Source organism: Lentzea flava (genome assembly GCF_014648475.1).
GTDB lineage: Bacteria > Actinomycetota > Actinomycetes > Mycobacteriales > Pseudonocardiaceae > Lentzea > Lentzea flava.
Genome location: NZ_BMRE01000085.1, coordinates 1 through 22,921, shown reverse-complemented (window position 1 = coordinate 22,921; position 22,921 = coordinate 1). Strand labels below are relative to the sequence as shown.

Sequence of the window (22,921 nt, the reverse complement as noted above, 5' to 3'; positions counted from 1 at the left end):
TTTACTTAGCCAGTCCAACTTTCCGGGACCAGTTCAGTGGAGGAAGGAGCCCTTCATCGCAAGCGGGCGTGGGGTGAGGAAGGGCCTAGAGGTCCTCTGGCCTCCGCGCGCCGAGCACGGGGTCCTCGGTCGGCACCTGGCGCTGGGTCGTGGTGACCGGCTCGGCCGGCGTGACCGGAGTGGTCTCGGTCCCGGCCCGCACGGCGTCCTCACGACCGCGCTGGTAGGCCTCGGCCTGTGCCTGGGCCTGCGGCAGCTCCTGCTCCGCGCGTCCCAGCCAGCCTTCCCACCGCTGCTGCATCGGCCGCACCAGGCCACCGCCCACACCGACGACGAGGATGCCGCCGGCCGTCGCGAGCACCGCGATCAGCACCGGCGTGGTCACCGTGGTGGCGACACCGATCTGGTTCAGCGCGGCGATGATGCCCAGCGCCCAGATGAAGATCGACGCGATGTTGGCGAGCACGCGCCCGTAGGACAGGCCACCGAGCGCGCCACCGATGAAGTCCTTGGCAGCGTTGGCGATCGCACCCGCGACCACGATGATGATGATCGCGACCGCGGCCTTCGGCAGCCACGCCACGATGCCGGTCAGCAACTCGGAGACGGGGTTCGGACCCCAGACACCGAACGCGATCTGCAGCGTGATCAGGATCAGCGCGTAGTAGACCAGCTTCGCGAGCAGATCAGACGCGTCGTACTTGGTGCGCGACAACATCTGCCGCACACCGCCGCGTTCCACGAGCCGGTCGAACCCGACCCGCTCGAGCACCTTGTCGACCAGCTTGGCCAGCGCCTTGGCAACGAACCAGCCGATCAACAGGATCAGCAGGAAGGCCGCCAGCTTGGGCACGAACGTCGCGACCGCGCGCCAGGCGTCGGTCAGCCCTTGTTCGAAGTCCATGTCGAGCTCCCTTCGCACGGGCACCCGGCCGGGTCACCCGCACCAGGCAATACCCGGTGCGGGCTTCCTTCACACGGAGCTCAGGAGACGGGCCGCAGTTCGCGGTCGCTCGCGACGAGGTGTTCCCACGTGCGTCCGCGCTGACTCGGAGGGGCGGACCCGTCCGCGGTGCACACCGGGTACACCAGACCGAAGGGAACCGGTTGATCGAATTCGTCACCGGTCCGGACGTCAACCAGACGACGCACGTGTGCCATCACAACCACTCCCTCGCGTGTGAGCGGCCTCGAGCCGAGATCAGGGATCACCGAATACCCCGCGCACAGCGCGAACATGCGTTCTACCGTTGCGACATAAGGGTGAACCGAATGTCCACTGTGGACTAACGCACGGAGATCGTCGGGTCGAACGCGCCGTTGTGCGGCGCGGTGAGGCCCGCCCGTCCAGCGCGACGGTGTCCGAATCCCTTACCGCCAAAGGGATCTGTTCGGTCGCGGCCGCGGTTCGCCCCGCACCGACCGGACGACTCGATCGCCGACGGTCACCTCGGTGACCGCGGAGCCCGACGGCGTGCGACACCGGAACCGGTACGGCTCGCCACCGAGGAACTCGGCTTGTTGCGGTCCGTTCGATGGCGCCGAGTTCGCGGACAACTACGGCGGTCCGATGTGGAACGTGCAGCTGGCCGCCGCCACGATGACCGCCCTGGCGCACACGGGCGTCAAGGGGTGATGTTTGGCGACGCCGACGCGGGGTAGGCCACCGTCATGTCCAGCAACAACGCGTGCTGGCGCTGAGCTCGCGATGAGAGACCTCCTCGCCACGGTCGTGCAGGCGTTCGCCAGGTGGGCCGGCTCCGCGTGGACGGCCGGGATCGGCTCGCTCGTGGTGATCGGCCTGCTGGTCACCGGCATCGTCACGGGCTTCCCGCACTGGTGGCAGATCACCGTCTACTCGACCGGCGCGCTGCTCAGCCTGCTGATGCTCGTCACCATCCAGCACACGAACGCCCGGCACACCCACGCCGTGCTGCTCAAGCTCGACGAGCTGCTCGACGCCACGCGCGGCGCCGACTCGCGGCTGATCAACGTCGAGAACCGCGAGATCAGGGAACAGGAGCAGCTCGCCGAGGCGCGCAAGCCCGACCACTAGTGGTGCAGCGGCGTCACCGTCGCCTCCTGCTGGTCGGTCAGCCGCACCAGCGGCTGCAACGGCAGGTCGACGCTGCCACTCGTGTTCGCCTCCAGATGGCGCAACATGATCCCCTCGCGCAACGCCCACGGACACACCCGCAGCCGTTCGACGCCGAGCGCGCTCATCACGGCGTGCGCGACGACGGCCCCGGCGAGGATCTGTCTCGCTCTGGGCTGCGAGACACCGCGCAGCCGTGCCCGCTGCGCCGCGGACATCGAGGCCAGCCGCGGAATCCACTCGCGAACGTCGTCCACCGTCAGGACGCGCCGCACGAACGGCCCCTCCCGCTGCGGTGGCGCCCCGGCGAGGCGGGCGAGCTGCTTGAAGGTCTTGGACGTGGCCACCACGTTGCGCGGCACGCTCTCCCAGCGCAACCGGTCGACGACCTCGCTCAGCGTCTCACGCACGTACCGGCGCAACGCCTTCACCTCGGAGCGCTTCGGCGGGTCGTGCGCCAGCATGGCGCGGGTCAGCCGGCCGGCGCCCAGCGGCAGCGACAACGCCAGGTCGGGATCGGCGTCGCGGCCCAGCGCGATCTCCATGGATCCGCCGCCGATGTCGAACAACAGCAACCGCCCGGCCGACCACCCGTACCAGCGGTGCGCCGCCAGGTACGTCAGCCTGGCCTCCTGCTCCCCGTCGAGGAACTGCGGCCGGATGCCGACGGTCCGCTGGATGCGGTCGACGACGTCGTCCCGGTTCGTGGCGTCGCGCACCGCGGAGGTCGCGAACGGGTAGAGCTGGTCGACGCCGTGCCGGGCAGCGGCGCTCACCGCGTCCGCCACGGCCCGCACCACCCGCTCGATGCCGTCGTCGCTGATCGCCCCGTCCGGGAGGATCTCCTCACCGAGCAGGGTGGGCTCCTTCACGGCGTGCGCGGGCAGCGGCGGGGCGCCCGGCCGCACGTCGACGATCTGCAGCTGCGCGGAGTTCGATCCGATGTCCAGCACACCAAGACGCATCTACCGCACATACCCGGATCCGGCCGCGTCGATACCGGTTTCCCCGATGTGCTCGTGGGTAGCCGACCGCCATGAGCACGGATGTTCGCGTCATGACCCTGACCGACCACGAGTACGCCGCCGAAGTGCACGAGGGCACCGAGACGACCACGCACCACGTCGTGCTCTCCGAGGCGTTCCTCGACGACCTGGCGCTGGCAGAGCCCGACGAGTCCGCGCTGGTCGGCGAGATCATCCGGTACCTGCTCGACCGCGAGCCGAACACGGCGATCCCGCACGAGCTGAACGCCGCCGCGCTCGTGGGCCAGGACCCGGAGTTCCTGCCGGAGCTGCGGCGGCGTCTCACCTAGCGGTAGCGCGGATGGGTGGTGTGCCATTCGAAGCCGCCGCCCATCCAGGCCTTGGTGCCCTTCAGGAACCGGTGCAGCTCCAGTGACGGCACCGCCAGCAGCGCCCGGTGGCCTGCCTCGAAGTCGCGCACCAGCTGGTTGTGCAGCTCCACCGTCCGCGCGGTGGCCTCGGCGATCGAGCACTCGCGGTCGGCCGCGATCTGCAACACCATGTTGCAGACCGGCTTCTCGTCGGCGGCGTCCTTCTCCACCGACACCAGGTCGTTGACCATCACCGACGCCGTGCCCGCCGCGGTCAGCAGCTGCCGCACGCGCGGGTCGTAGTACAGCGGCGCGGGCAGCTCGTACCCGCCGACGGCGTCGATCAACGTCATCGACGTGTAGAAGGTGTCGTGCTGGCGCGTCGCGAGGTATTGCCACGCCGGCGGGTAGTTGCCGGTGTGCCGCCACGCCGCGTAGGCGCTCCACGACACGAACATCGCGAACGTCGAGTAGCAGACCCGTTGCACCACAGTGGGTGTGCTGCGGGACGACAGGTGCGCGATGCCCGACCGCAGCCCGACCAGCACCGGGTCCGACGCCAGGACCTCCTCGAGTTCCTCGGTGAACTCGGCGGCGGGCGCCACCGGGTCCATCGCGGCCATCGCCAGCGCCAGTCTGGGCGGCAGCTCGGCCGGGACCGCGCCCATCTCGGTGCTGTCGGCGTAGAGGTCGTCGGCGGCCCACCACGCCGCGTTGAGCTTCGCGGCGATCAGCAGCTGCTCGACGTCGTCGGTGTCCACGTGGGTCAGCACGGCGAGGCGGCCGAACATGCCGCCCAGGAACCGTTCCGGCTCCTCGAAACCGCACTCGCCCGCCCAGGCGATGAGCCGTTCGTCGACGGCGGCGGCCAGCAGGTCGTCCTCGCGTTCGAGCACCGGCACGTACAGCGGTGGCGCCGAGCCGTCGCCCCACGGGCGTTCCGCGTAGCCGGGTTCCCCAGGCAGGTCAACGGCCTCGGGCCGGCCGAGCCGGGCAGCAGACGTGCCCAGCCCGGACGGCCCGGAAAGCAGATCCCTCATCAGACGCGATCCGCTGCGATCAGCAGGTAGTGGAACGAACCCTCCTTGTACGCGGTGAGGAACGGGTCCTCGATGCCGGTCGCGACCGACGACTTCGCGCGCAGCTCCCAGTACGGGATGGTCTCCGGCGTCAGGTCGACGACGCTGATCGGCACGAAACCGTTGTCCGCCAACGCCTTGAAGTACTCGCTGCGCGGGTGGATGTTGCAGATGTAATGCTGGTCGATCTGGCTGACCGCGCGCGAACGGCCACCCGTGAGGTCGTTGTAGCAGCCGGTGATGCAGACGTACCGGCCGCCGGGCGCGATCAGCCGCGCGAACTCGCCGTACAGCTGCTGGAGATCCACGTACATCGTGGTCTCGTTGGTCCAGATGCCGGTGAACGCGCCGGTCTCGAACCCGGTGTCGAGCATGTTCTTGAAGTGGAACCGGACCTGGTCGGCGACACCGCGTTCCCTGGCCTGGTTGTTGGCGAACGCCACCTGCTGCTCGGAGATGCTGACGCCGTCGACCTCGCAGCCGAACCGGGCGTTGGCCATGAAGCTCGTGCCGCCGCGGCCGGAGCCGCCGTCCATCAGCCTGCCTCCCGGCGGGATGTCGCCGAAGTGGTCGAGCAGCACCTCGGCCTGCGCGGTCTCCAGCCTGTGCATCTCCGCGATGATCGCCTCGTCGCCCTGCTCCAGCACGGCCGGGTCGTAGGCACCGAGCCCGTAGTGGTGGTGGTAGAGGCCGTCGACCTCACCGAGCTTGATGTTGACCGGGTCCTTCTCCTTGTTCCAGTAGTCCGCAACGGAACGCTGGTAGTCGGTGCGCAGAACCGGCTTCACAGTGGGGCTCGCCATGACCTGTGGTGCTCCTGTTCGTTGGAACGCTCACTGCCGAACAGCATTCGACCTTTGCAGCAGTCGGCGCAGCGGGCGATCCGCCGATCAGGGTTGGTTCGGACACGAACGGGTGCGGCGGAAGGTGCGTCACGGTAGGTCCCTCAACTCGCGTACCCGGTGCGCTACCCCCACTTTCGTGGGGTTCCCGCGTCCATCCGGATGACAAGAGGCGTGAGAATTCCACGCCGCTTGGAAGAAAATCCCGGTACATCGCCGCACAGCCTCCCTGAGCCGCCGCCGTGCGCGATCGGCCCAATCGCCTCGCACGATTCAGGACCGTGAGCTGCCAGAAGAACTGTTCGAACGAGCAGAAAACCGTCATTGAAAACCGTTTCAGGATTACCTGATTCAGGAATGTGAATATTTGACACATATGCACCCTTCGACTACAAAGAAATGGCCCCGCCCTGCCGAAGAGGGTTGTCAATGACGCGAACCTCCCTACCTCTGTTAACACTGCTCTTAATCGGTTCACTCGCCGTTCCCGCGACCGCTGCGGCCGCTGCACCCGCACTGACCGGCCTGGACGTCTCGTCGAGCAACCGGCGTGCCCCCATTTCCGGTCTCTACGACTGGTCGAAGGCGGGGTATCGCGGTAATGGCGTGCTACCCGGAAACAATGACGTGAACCCGAGCGCGAGTTGTCAGATCACCGCGGAAGAACTCGCTTCCGGGTTCAACGTCCACCCGAATGACTCCGCCGACGACAGCGCCGGGCTGCAGGCCGCGATCGACGCCATCCGCACGCAGTGTTCGCCGACTGCGAGCTATTCCAGGCTGAGCCTCATCACGCTGCCGGCCGGCGAGCTGAAGGTGGCCAAGGAGCTGCACGTCGACGCCGACTACCTGATCATCAGGGGTGCCGGCGCGACCGCCACGAAGATCGTCTACACGCCCGACGCCAACACCCGCTACGACGCCATCACGCCCGACGGCTCGGACTGGGACGAGGACGGGATGACCTACGGCCAGGGCAAGGGCGGCTGGCTGTGGCCGGGCCGGGGCCTGTTCCGCGTCCAGTCGCGCGGGGTCCACCAGGCCTACGCGAACGACTACGCGTCGGCGCCGGAGAACCGCAAGGACATCTTCGAGGGCACGGTCAACGTGCACTGGAAGGCGGGCACGAAGGTGCGCGCCGCCGCGAAGACCGGTGACCGCGCGATCCAGGTGCAGTCGGCCACCAACATCAAGGCCGGCATGCTCGTCAACGTCCGTGCCGCGAACTCGGTCAAGTTCTACGAGCAGCAGTTCGCGACCGGAACGACGTACCCGTTGCTGAACATGCACATGCGCCAGCAGATCTTCACCGTGGCCTCGGTGTCGGGCACCACCGTCACGCTCGACAAACCACTGGAGTTCGACGTCCCGGTCAACTCCACCTCGGACGGTTCACCGGCGATAGCCGGGGCGACCTACGACTCCAAGGTGTCGCCGCTGGTGGACCCGGTCCTCGGCGTCGGGTTCGAGAACTTCGGCTTCACACAGGCGATGCCGAACCTCAACCCCGCCGAGGCCGTCAACAACTACGGCAACATGGCTCCCGCGGACGAAATGCACGGCATCGTGTTCAAGTGGGCGGCGAACTCGTGGGTGAGGGGCATCCGCGCGGAGATGACGGGGTCGCACCCGATCGTCACCGAGGAGGCCAAGAACCTCCAGATCGTCGACAACCACCTCGACGGCTCGTGGAACAAGGGCAAGGGCGGCAACGGATACTTCCGCGGCTCGCGCGTCTGGGACTCGCTCTACGCCGGCAACACCTCGCGCAACCTGCGCCACTTCACCTTCCAGTGGTCCGCCTCCGGCAACGTCGTGATCGGCAACGACTTCGACTCCGACCTGAACCTGCACGGCGGCTGGGAACGCAACAACCTGTTCGAGCTCAACACGGTTCGCGTCCCCTACGCCCACCGCTCCGGCAACTGCCGCTCCAACTGCGGCGAGGAGGGCGGCGGCGGCCCCGACGACTCGAACTGGTTCCCGATCTGGTGGGGCGCGGGCAAGAAGGCCGTCAAGTGGTCCGGCGCGACCGGCCCCCGCAACGTCTTCTTCAACAACGAGATGACGAAACAGCTGTCGGCCGGCGGCGCGTTCGAGCCCTTCTACAACGACCGGCAGCGAATCCACCAGTTCGGCTGGAACGGCACCGCGTACAAGCACCTCGACGTCGGCGGCACGCCCATCGCGGACTGGGCGAAGAACGAGCAGCGCGACTACACCGGCGGCCACGGCGTCGACAACTCCAGGACCGACTCGGCGAAGTCGTTGTTCCTCAAGAACGTTCCCGGTTCCGGCACGCCGAGCGAGCCCCCGCCGGACGAGGAGACGCCCGGCACGGTGACCACCGCCGAGCAGCTGAAAACCGCGCTGGCCACCGCGAAGCCCGGCGACACCATCACGCTCGCGCCCGGCACCTACCGCGGCTCGTTCGTGACGACCAGGGCGGGCACGGCGAGCGCCCCGATCACGCTCACCGGCCCGTCGTCCGCGGTCCTGATCAACGACGGCCCGTCGGGTGAGGCACCGTCCTGCCCTGCCCCGACCGCCGGCTGGGACTCGGGCTACGGACTCTGGCTGTACGGCGCGCCGCACTGGAACCTCAAGGGATTCACCGTCAAGGAGTCCAAGAAGGGCATCGTCCTCGACAACTCCCACCACGTGACGATCGACGGTGTCACGGTGACGAAGACCGATGAGGAGGCCGTGCACTTCCGGCGTTCGTCAGCCGACGGCGTCATCAGGAACTCCACGATCACCGACACCGGCCTGGTGCAGAAGGGCTACGGCGAGGGCGTCTACATCGGATCGGCGAACTCGAACTGGGCCTGCCACGGCAACTCCGGCGGTGTCGACCGCTCCGACCGCGTCCAGGTGATCGGCAACAGGATCGGCCCCGGCATCGCCGCCGAACCGATCGACGTCAAGGAAGGCACGCACAACGGCCTGATCCAGGGCAACACGTTCGACGGCCGCGGCATCACCGGCGAGAACTCCGCGGACTCGTGGATCGACGTCAAGGGCATCGGCTACCGCATCGAGAACAACACCGGCACCTTCGCCACGCCGGGCACGTTCGCGAACGGCTACGAGACCCACAACCCGAGCACCTCGCCGTCGTTCGCCAACGGCTGCGGCAACGTGTGGCGCAACAACTCCTCCGACCTCGGCGGGGTCGGCGAGTACGCCATCAAGATCACGTCGACGTCCAAGTGCAAGGACAACCCGAACGTCGTCCACGCCTCGAACACGGTCACCCGCGCGAAGAAAGGCCTGACGAACGTCCCGGTCACCCCGTGACAACGGGGGTTGCAGGGGTCCCGATCGGTGTACGGCGGCGTCGCCGGTCGGGATCCCTGGCTACGCGGCGGAACGCAGTGCCCGCACCTCGTCCCGCAACGCCCGGACCTCCTGCAGCAGCAGGTCGTCGTGCGACGCGGTGCGGGGTGCGGGCACCGTGATCTCCTCCTGCATCGCGCTGCACACCACCGCGATGAAGAGGTTGAGCATGGTGAACGACCCGACCAGCAGGTAGATCAGGAAGAAGATCCACGCGAGCGGCTTCTGCTCCATCAGGTCGCGCATCACGTCCGACCACCCGTCGCCGGTGGTGATCTGGAACAGCGTCAGCAGCGTCGGCCCCAGGCCGGTGAACCGCGGGTCGCCGGTGTCGCCGAACAGGTTGCTCGCGATCACGCCGCCGACGTAGACGAGCAGCACCAGCAGACCCGACAGCGACACGAGACCCGGAATCGACTTCACCAGAGCCGTCACGACACGTCGCATGCTCGGCACCATCGCGACGAGCCGCAGCGCGCGCAGGATTCGCAACGACCGCAGCACCGACAGCGGCCCGGCCGTGGGAATCAGGGCGATCGCCACGATCACGAAGTCGAAGACGTTCCACGGGTCGCGGAAGAACCTCCAGCCGAACGCGTAGAGGCGGGCGGCCAGTTCGAGCGTGAAGATCGCGAGCGCGAGGTGGTCGATCACCGTCAGCGCGGGACCGAACCGCGCGTGCAGGACCGTCGACGTCTCTGCTCCGAGCGTGATCGCGTTGACCACGATCACGCCGACGATGAACAGCTGGAACCGGTTGCTCTCCACAACCGAGCCGACGCGGGCGCGCAGCATCATCACTCACCGCTCCTAGCACAAGGGTTGTGGAAGCTATCGGCGGTGGAGGCCGTCCAACTGTTCACCCGGTCGTGTTGATCAGCTCCAGGCGGCTCGCGGTGCGGGCGAGATCAAGAGCTTCGCCGCCGACGATCTCGGCCAGCGGGTGCTCACTCACCAGTGTCAGCCGGGCATCGCGGTCGACCAGCACGTCCACGACGTTCGCGAACCGTTGCTGCGCCTCGCGATCGCAGGTCTCCAGCCGCGGCACGCCGGCGATCACCCAGTCGTCGCAGCGGTCGGCGAGCACCAGGTAGTCCTGCGTGGACGTCGGTTTCTCGCACAGGTCGCCGAAGTCGAACCAGACGCGGCTGCCGTCGATCCCCAGCGCCGTGACGTGCCTGCCGTTGACCTCCAGGACGACCGGTGTGGCGGGCAGGTCCGCGGACGTGACGATCGAGCCGGTCTCGAACCGGGAGCGCGGACGGCCGTGCAGGTGCCGGTAGTCGGTGGGACCGGCCAGTTCCACGGTGTCCATGAGCTCGTGGACCAACGCGATGCCGGGCAGGAAGTGGTCGTGGTAGAGCGGGTTGGGCAGCAGGCCGTCCGGCGGGTAGTTGGAGGTGGCGACGACCATGACGCCACGCGCCTTCAACACCTCCAGCAGACGCGTCATCAGCATCGCGTCGCCGACGTCGTGCAGGTGGAACTCGTCGAACGCCAGCACGTCGCACCGGCCGATCAGCTCGTCGACCGCCTTCCGCACGGCGCCCGGCGAGTGCAGCCGGGCCGAGATGCGCGCGTGCAGCTCCTGGAAGAACGAGTGGAAGTGCACCCGGCGTTTGCGGCGCACGGGCAGCACGTCGAAGAACGCGTCGGCGAGGAAGCTCTTGCCCCGGCCGACCGGTCCGTGCAGGTAGACACCCCGCCGCCGCTCCCCCAGCGAGGCGAGCCGGTCGACGGCACGTAGCTGTGCGTCGTCCAGGACGTAGCCGCTGCGGGACACGTGCGCGAGCAGCCTGGCGTGAAGATCCACTGTTACCCCCGCGCCAGCTTACGATCGCACCCGTGAGCAATGTCGAGGCCGAGCCCGCAGAAGTGACGTGCGCCTCCACCCCCGGCGGGGTGGAAGTCCTCCAGCCGCGGGACGTTCCGCTGGGCGGCCCGCGCGCCATGTCGGTGCGCAGGACGTTGCCGCAGAAGCAACGCTCGTTCATCGGCGCCTGGTGCTTCTGCGACCACTACGGCCCCGACAACGTGAAGATGGACGTCGCGCCACACCCCCACACCGGGCTGCAGACCGTCAGCTGGCTCTTCACCGGCGAGATCGAGCACCGCGACAGCCTCGGCGTGCACGCGTTCGTCCGGCCGGGCGAGCTGAACCTGATGACCGGCGGCCGCGGCATCGCGCACTCCGAGGTGTCGACGCCGTCCTCCACCGTCCTGCACGGCGTGCAGCTGTGGCTCGCCCTGCCCGACGCCCACCGGGACGCCCCGCGCGACTTCCAGCACTACGCGCCACCGACCGTGACGCGGAACGGCGCCGAGATCCGCGTGTTCCTCGGCTCGTTGGCCGGATCGACGTCTCCTGTGACCACCTTCACACCGCTGCTGGGCGCGGAGATCGTCCTGCCCGCAGGGGCAACGATCGAACTCGACGTGACGCGAGAGTTCGAGCACGGCGTCCTGCTCGACACCGGCGACGTGACCGTCGGCGAGACCGCTCTCACCCCCGGCGCGCTCGGCTACGTCGGCACCGGCCGCACCACGCTGCGCCTTTCCACCTGTGACGGCGCGCGGGTCGTGCTGCTGGGCGGCGAGCCGTTCGGCGAGGAGATCGTCATGTGGTGGAACTTCGTCGGCCGCACCCACGACGAGATCGTGGCCTACCGAGACGAGTGGCAGGCGGAGACCGACAGGTTCGGCCGCGTGGAGGGCTACGCCGGCGCCCGGCTGCCCGCACCGCCGCTGCCGGGCGGCCGGTTGCGTCCCCGCGGCAACCCCGCGTAGCGAGCAGGCCGATCAGAAACCGCTGGCCTTCGTCCATGGCAGATTCGGTTACCCGGTCCGACTGATGCCCGCTTCAAGACCGCGACAGCCGGTCTCACTTTCCGTGCCGAATTGACTACGGAAAGCCTCTCAGTCTCTAGTCCGAATGGAGGCAGAGGGGCACGGTTCGCCCGACTTTCGGGCCGTCACAAGTCCGAAACGGGCCGGATGCAACCGGACGCGACGAGAACAAACCAGCAGGTCAGCCCCGGCGGTGACACACATCTCAACTGGTCAGGACGCTTGGTTGTCAAAAGTCATAGTTCCAGACCGTTGAAAATCACGTTCCGATCGCTTTTCCTGATCGAGGCATCCACGGCGGTTGCCGCGCGTCTAGGAGGGCATGACGAACGTGACACGAGTGGGCGCCGAGTCCGTCTTCGCCTTCATCGCTCCCTCCGGGCGCCCCATGCCCGTCGAGGTCGAGCTCGGCTACCGCGCTGACGACCCGCACGCCGTGACCATGACGTTCCGCATGGGACGCCAGGAGACGGTGTGGCTGGTGAGCCGCGACCTGCTCGCCGACGGCCTGATCACCACCAGCGGTGCCGGCGACGTGCGCCTGCGCCCGCACAACTCGACGACCGCCGTGCTCGAGCTGCGGTCCGACGTGTCGCAGGCGGTGTTCCACGTGAGGTCCTCCGAACTGCAGGAGTTCCTCAACTCGACTTACGACGTAGTCGCCCCCGGACGCGAGAACGACTACATCGACTTCGACGCCGAACTGCGCAAGCTGCTCGACTAACTGACGCCGTTGCGGATCGCGCGCGCGTAGGCCGCCGCGGTCCCCTGCGCCGAGCACGTCTTCATGTCGTCGTAGAGCCACATGAAGCCGCCGACGATCCCGGCCGACCCGCGCCACGAGCGCATCTTGGTCTCGACGGTCGCGGGCGAGTCACCCGCTGAGCACCCCGACCCGTGCCTGCTCCACAGCCCGGGGTCCACCGTCATGCCGAGGGCGCGGTTCCAGGTGGCCGGGTTGTTGCCCGCGCCGCCCGCGTAGCCCTGCAGGTACACGCGGTCGACCAGGGCGCCGAGGTTGTTCTTGAGGCTCGCCCAGAACGACTGGTTCGTGTACGGCGCGAACGTGAACTTCGAATACCCGAGCCCGGCCGCCATCCTGGCGAACCTGGCGGTCGCGTCGACCTGGTAGTACGACTCGTCGTCGTTGTTGATCGCGTCGGCACCGGTGGCGGTCTTCAGCGCCTGGAAGTTGCGGTACAGGATGCTCGACGACCCGGTGCCCTGGGAGCTGATCAGCTTGGCGATGTTCTCCCAGTCCGGCACGGCCCAGGCACCGATGCTGACCTCGATCCGGTTGACGCTCGTGGGTGCCTGCTTGAGCGTCTTCAGGCGCGCGGGCCAGCCGGGGTCGCCGACGTACCGGCCGTTCTGCACGATCAGGACGTCGTTGTAGTACAGGTCGCCGTTCGGGTGGACGTGGATGCTCCAGAGGATCACGGTCGTGAACCCGGAGGCGCGCAGGGTGTTCATCACGGCTTGGCCGTCGGCGTAGAACGGGCCGCCGCCGTAGATCGCCGACCGCGGCGACTGCTGTGCCGATGCCGGTGCGGGGTCGAGTGCCGTGAGGCCGGTGAGGGCCAGCACAGCGGCGAGGAGAGCGGGGAACCAGGGCCGCCTCATCACGAATGTCCCTTCGTCAGGTGGCGGCCTGCTTCCACCATAGCCAGCTGATCAAGGGCCGGCCTGGATGTGCCAGAGTCTGCGCATGCTCGAGATCGTGGTGCAGACCGAGAACTGGCAGCGGCACGTCCGCGTGTCCGCCGAGGAGCTCGCCGGGCTGGTCCGGCGCATCGGCGGTGAGGGCGACCGGTTCCTGGTGGTCCAGCGGGTGCCCGATCTGCCGAACGTCTTCGCCCAGATCTGGCACGAGGCCGATGGTGACTACACGCTGGAGCACCGCGACGGCACCGCGGATCAGCACTTCCAGGCGACGACCGGCAGTCCGGACGCCGTCATCGCAACGATCACCGGCTGGGCCCGCGAGGAGGCCGGATGGGACGGTGCTCTCGTCTGGTCACGGCTGGATCTGGGCCCCTCGAAGGAGGTTCCGCCGCTCGACCTCGACGAAAGCGAACGCGAGCAGCTGGAGCAGCGTGTCCGCGAGGTGCTGGCCGGCGGCTACACCACCCGCGCCGAACTGGCCGAGCTCGCGGAGGACTATCTGTCCACTGAGGACAGCCGGCCCGTGTCGCGCGAGCAGGCGCGGGTGCTGGCCGACCGGTTGTGGCTGGAGCGGGTCGCTGAGCAGGCCTCGTGGCGAGGAGAGACCGATCCCGAACGGCTCACGCGCGCGTTCACCGCCTTGCAGGACAACGGAATCACCGCCCGCGAGAACTTCACATGCTGCCGCAGCTGCGGTCAGGCCGAGATAGGTGCCGAGGCCGAGCCGGACGCCCGCGGCTTCGTCTACTTCCACAGCCAGTGCACGGATTCCGCCGCGGCGGGCCACGGCCTGACGCTCTACTACGGCGGCTTCGACGGCACGTCCGACACCACCGCGGCCATCGGACGCGAGGTCGTGGCCGCCCTTGAAGCAGCCGGACTCCGCGCCGAGTGGGACGGTGACCCCGGCCGCTCCATCACCGTCACTCCCCTGGACTGGCGCCGCCGCCTGGTCGGCTAGCGGCGTTTTCACCCGAACGAGCCCGTATCATGGACTAAAAACAAGCCATAGCGTCGAAGACGTGACAGTGACGACTTCGACCCCCTACAGCAGGGATCTCGGCGACGAACTGCGCCGGCTGCGGCAGCGTTTCACCGGCCTCAGGGGCCGCGCGCTCGCCATCCAGCTCGGGTGGGATCCCAGCAAAGTCTCCAACATCGAGCACGGCAAGGTGCGAGCGAGCGAGATCGACCTCGTCCAGTACCTCACGGTGTGCGGTCAGGACATCGACGCCATCGAAGCCTTCCGCGACCGCTACTACAACGCCTTCGACACGTGTTTCGCCCAGGTGCCCGGCAACCTCCGCACGCTCGCCATGACCGAGTCGATGGCCACGAAGATCACCAGCTTCGACGTGCTGCAGCCGCCGGTGCTCCTGCAGACGAAGAGCTACGCGCAGCAGCTGATCGCGGAGTCGGCGTTCAACGCACCGGAGGAGGTCGACAGGTTCGTCGACCTCCGCATGGAGCGGCAGACCGTGCTGCGGCGGCCTTTCCGGCCCGAGTGCTTGTTCTTCGTCCACGAGATCGCCCTGCAACTGCGGGTCGGCGACGCGAAGCTGATGGAGGACCAGTACCTCCGCCTGCTGTTCAACACGCACGTCCTGCGCATCGTGCCCGCGCACTTCAGGAGCATTGCCACGCACGACAAATGCACGCTGTACGAGTTCGACAAGGCCTCACCCGTGACGTACAGCGAGTCCGACACGGCCCAGGTCTTCGCGCAGAACGACCTGTCCGTGAACCGGGCCAGGCGGCTGTTCGAGCGCCTCGACGCCATCTCCCTGGACCCGGACCAGTCGAAGGACAAGCTGATGGAGTACGTCAGGGCCCTTCGAGCCGCGAAACCCGTCCTGCAGCGAAGCTGACCGCGTGGCTGCCCCAGGGACGTGCCCTGGGGCAGCCGGGCCGATCAGTAGCCGTAGATCAGGTCGTACGCGAGCTGCGGGTCGAACTTGCCGGCCTCGACGGTCGGCGCCTTGCCGCACTTGCCGTCCGAGTCACCGGGAACCTTGACCCACAGCAACATCTCCGCGCCACCACCGGTGCGGGCCGGGGTGCCGAGCTTGCGGCCACCGGGGTTGCACCACTCGCCGTTGTGGCCGTTGCCGTTGCGGCTGGTGTCGATCACGTACGGCTTGGTGTAGCCCGGCAGGTTGCCGCTGACCGCGTTGCCGTACGTCGTCGACGCGGCCGTGGTGTGGTAGTTCGACACGTTGATCGAGAAGCCGCGCACGTTGCGCACGCCCGCCGCGTCGAGCCTGCCCGCCATCGTCTGAGCCGGCACCCACTGCGCGTTGCCCGCGTCGAGGTAGGCCCACGTGTTGGGCGCCTTGGCCTTGAACTGCTCGGTGGCGTACTTGATCATCGCGGTGCGCTCGGCGATCTTCGCACTGTCCAGGCAGTTGAAGTCCGCCAGCGAGTCGGGCTCGATCACCACGACCGCCGGACGCGTGCCGATGCCCGCCGCGAACGCGGAGATCCAGGCACGGTAGGCCTCCGGCGTGCCGGCACCGCCACCGGAGTGGCCGCCGCACGCGTCGCGGCCGGGGATGTTGTAGGCCACCAGGACGGGCAGCTTTGTGCCGGTTTTGTTGACGTAGCTGGACACCGCGGACTTGATGTCGCCGCTCCAGTTGCCGAACCAGCGGGCGATCGGCTTGGAGGAGATGTTCGCCTTGATGGCGGCCTGACGCCCGTCGCCGGCGTGGGTGCGCACCCACACGGCGGGGTTGGAGTCGGGGTCGACGTAGAAGCCGTCGGTGAGGCTGACGGGGCTGGCGGCGTGCGCGGCCGGGGCGGTCGCCACGACGGCCAGCAGGGCCAGCGCGAGTGCTCTCATCATGCTCAGCACACTCGCGCGAGCCGCTTAAGGGGCGGTAAGTCCGGACTGAATGGGCAGCAGCGGAGCGACGACCCCGGCGAACGGGCCGCTGCGGAACGTCCCACCGGCAGGCCCGGTGAACGGCGACCCCGCGTCCAGCACGTCGGGCAGCCGGGCGTACGCCGCCCACCGCTCGTCCCACGCCTGGATCACGTCGAGGTGCCCGCCGGGAAGAAACCGGGTCAGGTGCACCCCTGCGACCTGCCCGGTGTTCCCCAGCAGCGGCAACAGCCGGAAGCCGCCTTCCAGCCGCAACCGCTCGATCAGCTCCGCAGCACCGGTTCGCGGGTCCATCTCATCTCGCCGCCATCTCCGTCGCGTACTCCCGGTAGGCCTGCACCGCCGCGTCGCGTTCCGCGGCGGACCAGCCGAGCGGACCGGCGATCAGGTCGGCGACCGCGTCGGCGACGGACGCGCCCTGGTCGAGGTGCTCGATCGCGATCCGGGTCCGGCGGGCGAGCACGTCCTCCAGGTCCAGCGCGCCCTCGTGGGTCACCGCGTACACGAACTCGGCCGCGAGGTGGCCCGCCACCTCGGCCGAGAGCGACGGATCCTGCGCGACCAGCGCCAGCACGTCGGAGATCGCGGAGCCGTAGCGCTGCAGCAGACGCTCCACTGTGGACGTGGGCAGGCCGGACTCGGCGGCGACTCGAGCCCGGTCCGCCCACAGCTCGTGGTAGCCGACCGCGCCGCACAACGGCAGGCGGGCGGTCAGCGATGGTGCGACCGCGCGGCCGAGGCCGGACACAGCGGCGTTCACGACGTCGGCGGCCATCACGCGGTAGGTCGTGTATTTGCCGCCGGCGATCACGAAGAAGCCCGGTTCCGGCTGTGCCACGGCGTGTTCGCGGGACAGCTTGGCCGTGTCGCCGGACGCGCCGTCCAGCAACGGCCGCAGACCCGCATACGTGCCAACGACGTCGTCGACCGACAGCGGCGAACGGAGCAGTGCGTTGACGTGGTCGAGGATGTACGAGACGTCCTCGGCGGTGGCGGCGACCGAAGCGGGGTCGCCGGAGTAGGGCGTGTCCGTGGTGCCGATGATCCAGTGACGGCCCCAGGGAATCACGAACAGCACCGACTTCTCGGTCCGCGTGATCAGCCCGCCGTCGAGCTGGATCTTCGAGCGGTCCACCAGGATGTGCACACCCTTGGACATCCGCACGTGGAACGGCGGCGCGCCAGAGGTCATCGAGTTCAGCGAGTCGGTCCACACGCCGGTCGCGCTGATCACCCGCCGCGCCCGGACCTCCACGACGGAACCGTCCACCGACACCCGAGCGCCCGTCACGCGGCCGCCGGACCGCAGCAGCGAGGTGACCCGCGCCCGCGACAGCACGGTCGCGCCGTGCTGGGCGGCCGTGCGGACCAGGGTCAGCACGAGGCGCGCGTCGTCCATCTGCGCGTCGTAGTACCGGATCGCGCCGGCGAACTTCGACGGGTCGAGCGACGGGCCGATCTCGGAGGCCTTGCGACGGGAGAGATGCCGGTGCATCGGCACGGCTCCGGCGCCGCCGATCGAGTCGTACAGCAGTACGCCCGCGCCGACGTAGGCGCGTTCCCACTGCTTTTCGAGCGGGAAGAGGAACGGCACCGGCCGCACCAGGTGCGGTGCGAGCCGGCGCAGCAGCAGTCCGCGTTCCTTCAGAGCTTCCCGAACCAGCTTGAACTCCAGCTGCTCCAGGTACCGCAGCCCGCCGTGGACGAGCTTGCTGGATCTGCTCGACGTGCCCGACGCCCAGTCGTGTGCCTCGACCAGCGCGACGGAGAGCCCGCGCGACGCCGCGTCCAGCGCCGCGCCCGCACCGACCACACCACCTCCGACCACGAGCACGTCGAACTCCGTCGAGCCCAACGAACGCACCGAGTCAGCACGCCGAGCCGGATCCAGCCTCGCGAACAACTTCAGCTCCTAAGAAAGAGAACCAGCTCAGCGAACGTCGGCGTCGACCCAGTCGAACGACTTGGTGACGGCCTTCTTCCAGTTGCGGTACTCGCGCTCGCGCTCGTCGGCGGCCAGCTCGGGCGTCCAGCGCTTGTCCTCTGCCCAGTTGGCGCGCAGCTCGTCCAGCGAGGACCAGTAGCCGACGGCGAGACCCGCGGCGTACGCGGCACCCAGGGCGGTCGTCTCGGCGACGACCGGACGCACCACGGGCACGTCGAGAACGTCGGCCTGGAACTGCATCAGCAGCTCGTTCGCGACCATGCCGCCGTCGACCTTGAGCTCGGTCAGCGGCACGCCGGAGTCGGCGTTCATCGCGTCCAGGACCTCGCGGGTCTGGAACGCCGTCGCCTCCAGCACGGCACGCGCCAGGTGGCCCTTGTTGACGAACCGGGTCAGGCCGACGACAGCGCCGCGCGCGTCCGCCCGCCAGTACGGGGCGAACAGGCCGGAGAACGCGGGCACGAAGTACGCGCCGCCGTTGTCCTCGACCGTGCGGGCCAGCGTCTCGATCTCCGGGGCGGAGCCGATGATGCCGAGGTTGTCGCGCAGCCACTGCACCAGCGAGCCGGTGACCGCGATGGAGCCTTCCAGCGCGTAGACAGGGGCCTCGTCGCCGATCTTGTAGCAGACCGTGGTCAGCAGGCCGTTCTTCGACGCGACCTTCTCCGTGCCCGTGTTGAGGAGCATGAAGTTGCCGGTGCCGTAGGTGTTCTTGGCGGTGCCCGGCTCGTAGCAGGCTTGACCGAACGTCGCGGCCTGCTGGTCACCGAGGATGCCCGCGATCGGCACGCCCTTCAGCACCCCGCCGGGGCCGCCGTGGCCGTAGACCTCCGAGGAGGAACGGATCTCCGGGAGCATGGACAGCGGGATGCCCATCTCGGCGGCGATCTCCGCGTCCCACTGCAGGGTGTCCAGGTCCATCAGCATCGTCCGCGACGCGTTGGTGACGTCGGTGGCGTGCACACCGCCGTTGGGGCCGCCGGTGAGGTTCCACAGCGTCCACGTGTCGGTGTTGCCGAACAGCAGGTCGCCGGCCTCCGCGCGCTCGCGGGCACCCTCGACGTTGTCGAGGATCCAGCGGATCTTCGGACCGGAGAAGTAGGTCGCGAGCGGCAGGCCGACCTTGGCCTTGTACCGCTCCGCACCACCGCCGAGCGCGCCGAGCTCCTCGACGATCGCCTGCGTGCGGGTGTCCTGCCAGACGATCGCGTTGTAGACGGGCTCGCCGGTGTTCTTGTCCCACACCACCGCGGTCTCGCGCTGGTTGGTGATGCCGACGGCGGCGAGGTCACCGGTGTTGAGGTCGGCGGCGGCGAGCGCCTGGCCGATCACGAACCGGGTGTTCTCGGAGATCTCCACCGGGTTGTGCTCGACCCAGCCGGCCCGCGGGAAGATCTGCTCGTGCTCCTTCTGGCCCACGGCGACGATGGAGCCGCTGTGGTCGAAGATGATCGCCCGCGTGCTGGTCGTGCCCTGGTCGACGGCGAGGATGTACTGCGTCATCGAAGTTTGTCCTTTCGGGATGGTCAGAACGCGAGCGAGGCGATGACACCGGCGAGCGCGCCGCCGACGAGCGGGCCGACGACGGGGATCCAGGCGTAACCCCAGTCGGAGTCCTTCTTACCGATGGCCTCGCCGTCGGTGCCCTTGTACGAGAGCGGCAGCAGGGCGTGCGCGATGCGCGGGCCGAGGTCGCGAGCCGGGTTGATCGCGTAGCCGGTGGGGCCACCGAGCGAGGCACCGATGCCGACGACCAGCAGGGCCGCGGCCAGCGGGCCGATCTGGGTCGGGGTCTTGCCGAACGCGAGGATCACGAAGACCAGGACGAACGTGCCGATGATCTCGCACACGAGGTTCCAGGTGTAGCTGCGGATCGCCGGGCCGGTGGAGAAGACGGCGAGCTTGAGGCCCTCGTCGGGCGTCTCGTCGAAGTGCGGCTTGTACGCGAGCCACGCGAGCACGGCACCGAGGAACGCGCCGAGCATCTCACCTGCGAAGTACACGACGGTCGAGCCCGCGCTGACCGGAACACCAGGGGCGTACTCCGCCGCACCACTGGTGAGGATGCCGACGGTCACGGCCGGGTTGAGGTGCGCGCCCGACTTGTAGGCGACGTACACGCCGGCGAAGACCGCGAGGCCCCAGCCGAAGTTGATCAACAGCCACCCGCCGTCGAACCCCTTCGACTTGGCGAGCAGCACGTTGGCCACCACGCCCGCACCCAGCAACAGCAGGACGCCCGTACCGAGCACCTCGCTGAGGAACACTGACCCGAGACCCACGCTGGCCTCCCATTCGTCCTTGAACGGCTGATCACCCGCTGGTGATTGAGGCGGAACGTAATGAGCCACGTCACGCCTGCTCAACACGCACGTTTCGACAATGTCGACACCAGTGGGGTGCATTCCTGTGACCACTCGGTCACGCTGTGCTCAGACAAGGCGTTTCCGGCGGTTTTCCAGGGCAGATGGCGGCCGTAGCGGTTCGACATTGCCGACACGGGTCGTCTGAATTACGTTTCTCGCCGTGCCGGGACCCATCCAGTCGATCGAACGCGCCGCAGCAGTGCTGCGGCTGCTCGCGCGTGGCTCCGGCCACCACGGTCTCACGGAGATCGCCGACTCGCTCGGTCTGGCGCGCGGCACGGCGCACGGGATTCTCCGCACGCTGCAACGGGTCGAGTTCGTCGAGCAGGACCAGGCCACCGGCCGCTACCGGCTCGGCGCGGCGCTGCTGCACCTCGGCACGTCGTACCTCGACGCGAACGAGCTGCGCTCGCGGTCGATCAACTGGGCGGACACCCTGGCGGCCCGCAGCGGACAGGAGGTGCGGATCGGCATGCACCACGACGGCGCCGTGCTCGTCGTGCACCACGTCTTCCGGCCAGACGATTCCGTGCAGACCCTCGGCATCGGCGCGATGCTCCCGTTGCACGCGACCGCGCTGGGCAAAGTGCTGCTCGCCTACGACCCGGACCTGTCGGCGGCCGCACGCCGGCGCGAGCTGACGTCGTTGACGCGCAGGACGATCACGCGCACGCAGGCGCTGGAGCGGGTGCTGACCGAGGTGCGCGCGCAGGGCTGGGCCGGTGAGGCCGAGGAGTACATGCCCGGCGAGGCCAGCATCGCCGCGCCGATCCGGATTCCCGGCGGCCTGGTCGTCGGCGCGATCGGCATCTCCGGCCCCGTGGACCGCCTCTGCGACGCCGCGGGCAGGCCACGTGCGACGCTGGTGCGTCAGGTGTCCCAGGCCGCGGAAGCGGTCACCACGTCTCTGGTCGACGAGAACTGAAAGGCGCGCCGTGCAACGGTTTGTGATGGCGATCGACCAGGGCACCACGTCGACCCGCTGCATCGTGTTCGACCAGAACGCCCGCCTGGTCGCGGTCGCCCAGCGCGAGCACCGGCAGTACCACCCGCGGCCCGGCTGGGTCGAGCAGGACGCCGTGGAGATCTGGCGCAACGTCGACCGGATCATGCCGCAGGCGTTGCGCCAGGCGGGGATCACCGCCGAGCAGGTCGTCGCGCTGGGCATCACGAACCAGCGCGAGACGTTCGTGCTGTGGGACCGCCACACCGGTGTGCCGGTCGGGCGCGCGATCGTGTGGGAGGACATCCGCACCGAGGAACTCGTTGCGTCCCTGGAGAAGCAGCCCGGCATCGAGGAGGTCCGCGAGCGGTGCGGTCTGCCGCTGGCGACCTACTTCTCGGCGCCTTCGTTGCGCTGGATGCTCGACAACGTGGCCGGGCTGCGGGCGCGGGCGGAGCGCGGTGACGTCCTGTTCGGCACGATGGACACCTGGCTGATCTGGAACCTCACCGGCGGTGTCAACGGCGGCCTGCACGTCACCGACGTGACCAACGCGTCGCGGACCATGCTGATGAACCTCGGTTCGCGGCAGTGGGATCCGATGCTGCTGGAGTTCTTCGGGGTGCCGGCGGCGATGCTGCCGGAGATCAGGCCGTCGACCGAGATCCGCGGCACGACCACCCGCGTGGTGCCGGGCATCTCGATCACGGCGGCGCTGGGCGACCAGCACGCGGCGTTGTTCGGGCAGACGTGCTTCGAGAAGGGCTCGATCAAGGGCACCTACGGCACCGGCGGCTTCCTGCTCATGAACACCGGCGACGAGCTCGTGCGGTCGAAGCACGGGCTGCTGACGACGATCGGCTACCAGATCGGCGGCGAACCGGCGTACGCGCTGGAAGGCTCGATCGCCGTCGCCGGGTCGCTGGTGCAGTGGTTCCGCGACAACCTCGGGCTGATCCACAGCGCGCCGGAGATCGAGACGCTGGCGCGCACGGTGAAGGACAACGGCGGCTGCTACATCGTGCCCGCGTTCTCGGGGCTCTTCGCGCCGCACTGGCTCGCGCAGGCGCGCGGGCTCGTCGTCGGGCTGACCTCGTACATCAACAAGGGCCACCTGGCGCGGGCCGTGCTGGAGGCGACCGGGTGGCAGACGCGCGAGGTCGTCGACGCGATGAACGCCGACCTCGGGGCGCCGACACCGGTGTTGAAGGTGGACGGCGGGATGACCGCCGACCACCTGTTGATGCAGTTCATCGCGGACGTGCTGGACATCCCCGTGCAACGGCCGCTGGTTGCCGAGACCGTGTCACTGGGTGCCGCCTATGCCGCAGGCCTCGCCGCCGGATATTGGCCGGACCTCGAGGGACTGCGCCGCAACTGGCATCTGGCCGCGCGGTGGAACCCGGCAATGGACGCCCGGCACCGCGAGGACGAGTACGCGAACTGGAAGCGAGCCGTGGAACTCACGTTCGCGTGGGCCCGCTCCACCCCGAACTGATCTCGATGAACGGCGCTTTTGTCCACCTGGTGTTTTAACCAGGGGGCTGTTGATCTTTGACATGGGCACGGCCACCGCTTGA

General features: G+C 68.6%; 22 protein-coding genes. 10 read left to right on the top strand and 12 right to left on the bottom strand.

Translation table 11 applies throughout. The features are described 5' to 3' along the window. Positions 1 to 85: 85 nt before the first annotated feature. Positions 86 to 904, bottom strand: a complete 819-nt coding sequence (locus IEZ09_RS43300; protein WP_189259691.1) for a mechanosensitive ion channel family protein — start codon at positions 902 to 904, stop codon at positions 86 to 88. Between the two features lie 549 nt (positions 905 to 1,453). Here IEZ09_RS43300 and IEZ09_RS43295 point away from each other — a divergent pair. Together IEZ09_RS43295 and IEZ09_RS43290 are read left to right on the top strand one after the other, a co-directional pair. Continuing rightward, positions 1,454 to 1,636, top strand: a complete 183-nt coding sequence (locus IEZ09_RS43295; protein WP_189259690.1) for a hypothetical protein — start codon at positions 1,454 to 1,456, stop codon at positions 1,634 to 1,636. Between the two features lie 72 nt (positions 1,637 to 1,708). Next, complete coding sequence (locus IEZ09_RS43290; RefSeq protein WP_189259689.1) at positions 1,709 to 2,056, top strand: low affinity iron permease family protein; 348 nt, start codon at positions 1,709 to 1,711, stop codon at positions 2,054 to 2,056. Here IEZ09_RS43290 and IEZ09_RS43285 read toward each other — a convergent pair. Next, entirely contained in the window at positions 2,053 to 3,060 is a 1,008-nt protein-coding gene (locus IEZ09_RS43285; RefSeq protein ID WP_189259688.1) for a Ppx/GppA family phosphatase, read from the bottom strand. The two genes, IEZ09_RS43290 and IEZ09_RS43285, sit on opposite strands and share 4 nt — an antisense overlap. A 71-nt stretch (positions 3,061 to 3,131) precedes the next feature. Between IEZ09_RS43285 and IEZ09_RS43280 the strand changes: the two genes are divergently transcribed. Further along, positions 3,132 to 3,410 (top strand): hypothetical protein, encoded by a 279-nt coding sequence (locus IEZ09_RS43280; protein WP_189259687.1) that lies wholly within the window; start codon positions 3,132 to 3,134, stop codon positions 3,408 to 3,410. On the opposite strand, the gene IEZ09_RS43275 is transcribed toward IEZ09_RS43280, so the two are convergent. Beyond that, positions 3,407 to 4,471: a family 2 encapsulin nanocompartment cargo protein terpene cyclase gene (locus IEZ09_RS43275; protein WP_189259686.1), complete on the bottom strand. Its 1,065-nt coding sequence runs from the start codon at positions 4,469 to 4,471 to the stop codon at positions 3,407 to 3,409. The genes IEZ09_RS43280 and IEZ09_RS43275 overlap by 4 nt on opposite strands. Next, positions 4,471 to 5,313, bottom strand: coding sequence for a geranyl diphosphate 2-C-methyltransferase (locus IEZ09_RS43270; protein ID WP_189259685.1), 843 nt, complete (start codon positions 5,311 to 5,313; stop codon positions 4,471 to 4,473). The genes IEZ09_RS43275 and IEZ09_RS43270 overlap by 1 nt, the downstream gene beginning before the upstream one ends. A 468-nt stretch (positions 5,314 to 5,781) precedes the next feature. On the opposite strand from IEZ09_RS43270, the gene IEZ09_RS43265 reads away from it, so the two are divergent. Then, positions 5,782 to 8,652 (top strand): right-handed parallel beta-helix repeat-containing protein, encoded by a 2,871-nt coding sequence (locus tag IEZ09_RS43265; RefSeq protein ID WP_189259684.1) that lies wholly within the window; start codon positions 5,782 to 5,784, stop codon positions 8,650 to 8,652. A gap of 60 nt (positions 8,653 to 8,712) precedes the next feature. Here the strand turns inward: IEZ09_RS43265 and IEZ09_RS43260 are convergent, their stop codons facing one another. Further along, the gene (locus tag IEZ09_RS43260; RefSeq protein ID WP_189259693.1) at positions 8,713 to 9,489 is read right to left on the bottom strand and encodes an ion transporter; all 777 of its coding nucleotides are present in this window, start codon (positions 9,487 to 9,489) and stop codon (positions 8,713 to 8,715) included. Between the two features lie 61 nt (positions 9,490 to 9,550). Continuing rightward, positions 9,551 to 10,504, bottom strand: coding sequence for a cell division protein ZapE (gene zapE, locus IEZ09_RS43255; protein ID WP_229813458.1), 954 nt, complete (start codon positions 10,502 to 10,504; stop codon positions 9,551 to 9,553). Positions 10,505 to 10,536: 32 nt separating this feature from the next. Between zapE and IEZ09_RS43250 the strand changes: the two genes are divergently transcribed. Together IEZ09_RS43250 and IEZ09_RS43245 are read left to right on the top strand one after the other, a co-directional pair. After that, positions 10,537 to 11,478, top strand: coding sequence for a pirin family protein (locus IEZ09_RS43250; RefSeq protein WP_189259683.1), 942 nt, complete (start codon positions 10,537 to 10,539; stop codon positions 11,476 to 11,478). A gap of 382 nt (positions 11,479 to 11,860) precedes the next feature. After that, positions 11,861 to 12,262 (top strand): SsgA family sporulation/cell division regulator, encoded by a 402-nt coding sequence (locus tag IEZ09_RS43245; RefSeq protein WP_189259682.1) that lies wholly within the window; start codon positions 11,861 to 11,863, stop codon positions 12,260 to 12,262. Here the strand turns inward: IEZ09_RS43245 and IEZ09_RS43240 are convergent. Further along, positions 12,259 to 13,161 carry a lysyl endopeptidase gene (locus IEZ09_RS43240; RefSeq protein WP_189259681.1) on the bottom strand — a complete coding sequence of 301 codons (903 nt, stop codon included), beginning with the start codon at positions 13,159 to 13,161 and terminating at the stop codon, positions 12,259 to 12,261. The genes IEZ09_RS43245 and IEZ09_RS43240 overlap by 4 nt on opposite strands. Before the next feature lie 85 nt (positions 13,162 to 13,246). On the opposite strand from IEZ09_RS43240, the gene IEZ09_RS43235 reads away from it, so the two are divergent. Both IEZ09_RS43235 and IEZ09_RS43230 read left to right on the top strand, forming a co-directional pair. Further along, positions 13,247 to 14,164 carry a DUF6891 domain-containing protein gene (locus IEZ09_RS43235; protein WP_189259680.1) on the top strand — a complete coding sequence of 306 codons (918 nt, stop codon included), beginning with the start codon at positions 13,247 to 13,249 and terminating at the stop codon, positions 14,162 to 14,164. A 61-nt stretch (positions 14,165 to 14,225) separates the two neighbouring features. Next, positions 14,226 to 15,071, top strand: coding sequence for a helix-turn-helix domain-containing protein (locus IEZ09_RS43230; RefSeq protein WP_189259679.1), 846 nt, complete (start codon positions 14,226 to 14,228; stop codon positions 15,069 to 15,071). Positions 15,072 to 15,115: 44 nt separating this feature from the next. Here the strand turns inward: IEZ09_RS43230 and IEZ09_RS43225 are convergent, their stop codons facing one another. The 5 genes from IEZ09_RS43225 to IEZ09_RS43205 all read right to left on the bottom strand — a co-directional run bounded on the left by IEZ09_RS43225 (position 15,116) and on the right by IEZ09_RS43205 (position 20,314). After that, positions 15,116 to 16,048 (bottom strand): glycoside hydrolase family 6 protein, encoded by a 933-nt coding sequence (locus tag IEZ09_RS43225; RefSeq protein ID WP_189259678.1) that lies wholly within the window; start codon positions 16,046 to 16,048, stop codon positions 15,116 to 15,118. Positions 16,049 to 16,072: 24 nt separating this feature from the next. Beyond that, complete coding sequence (locus IEZ09_RS43220) at positions 16,073 to 16,381, bottom strand: hypothetical protein (RefSeq protein WP_189259677.1); 309 nt, start codon at positions 16,379 to 16,381, stop codon at positions 16,073 to 16,075. 1 nt (position 16,382) lies between these two features. Beyond that, positions 16,383 to 17,951 (bottom strand): glycerol-3-phosphate dehydrogenase, encoded by a 1,569-nt coding sequence (gene glpD, locus IEZ09_RS43215; protein ID WP_229813457.1) that lies wholly within the window; start codon positions 17,949 to 17,951, stop codon positions 16,383 to 16,385. A 66-nt stretch (positions 17,952 to 18,017) separates the two neighbouring features. Next, positions 18,018 to 19,535 (bottom strand): glycerol kinase GlpK, encoded by a 1,518-nt coding sequence (gene glpK, locus IEZ09_RS43210; protein WP_189259675.1) that lies wholly within the window; start codon positions 19,533 to 19,535, stop codon positions 18,018 to 18,020. Between the two features lie 23 nt (positions 19,536 to 19,558). Further along, positions 19,559 to 20,314, bottom strand: coding sequence for an MIP/aquaporin family protein (locus IEZ09_RS43205; RefSeq protein WP_189259674.1), 756 nt, complete (start codon positions 20,312 to 20,314; stop codon positions 19,559 to 19,561). 244 nt (positions 20,315 to 20,558) lie between these two features. Between IEZ09_RS43205 and IEZ09_RS43200 the strand changes: the two genes are divergently transcribed. Together IEZ09_RS43200 and glpK (IEZ09_RS43195) are read left to right on the top strand one after the other, a co-directional pair. Further along, complete coding sequence (locus tag IEZ09_RS43200; RefSeq protein ID WP_189259673.1) at positions 20,559 to 21,323, top strand: IclR family transcriptional regulator; 765 nt, start codon at positions 20,559 to 20,561, stop codon at positions 21,321 to 21,323. 25 nt (positions 21,324 to 21,348) lie between these two features. Next, on the top strand, positions 21,349 to 22,839 hold the full coding sequence (gene glpK, locus IEZ09_RS43195; RefSeq protein WP_189259672.1) for a glycerol kinase GlpK: 1,491 nt from the start codon (positions 21,349 to 21,351) through the stop codon (positions 22,837 to 22,839). Positions 22,840 to 22,921 lie beyond the last annotated feature (82 nt).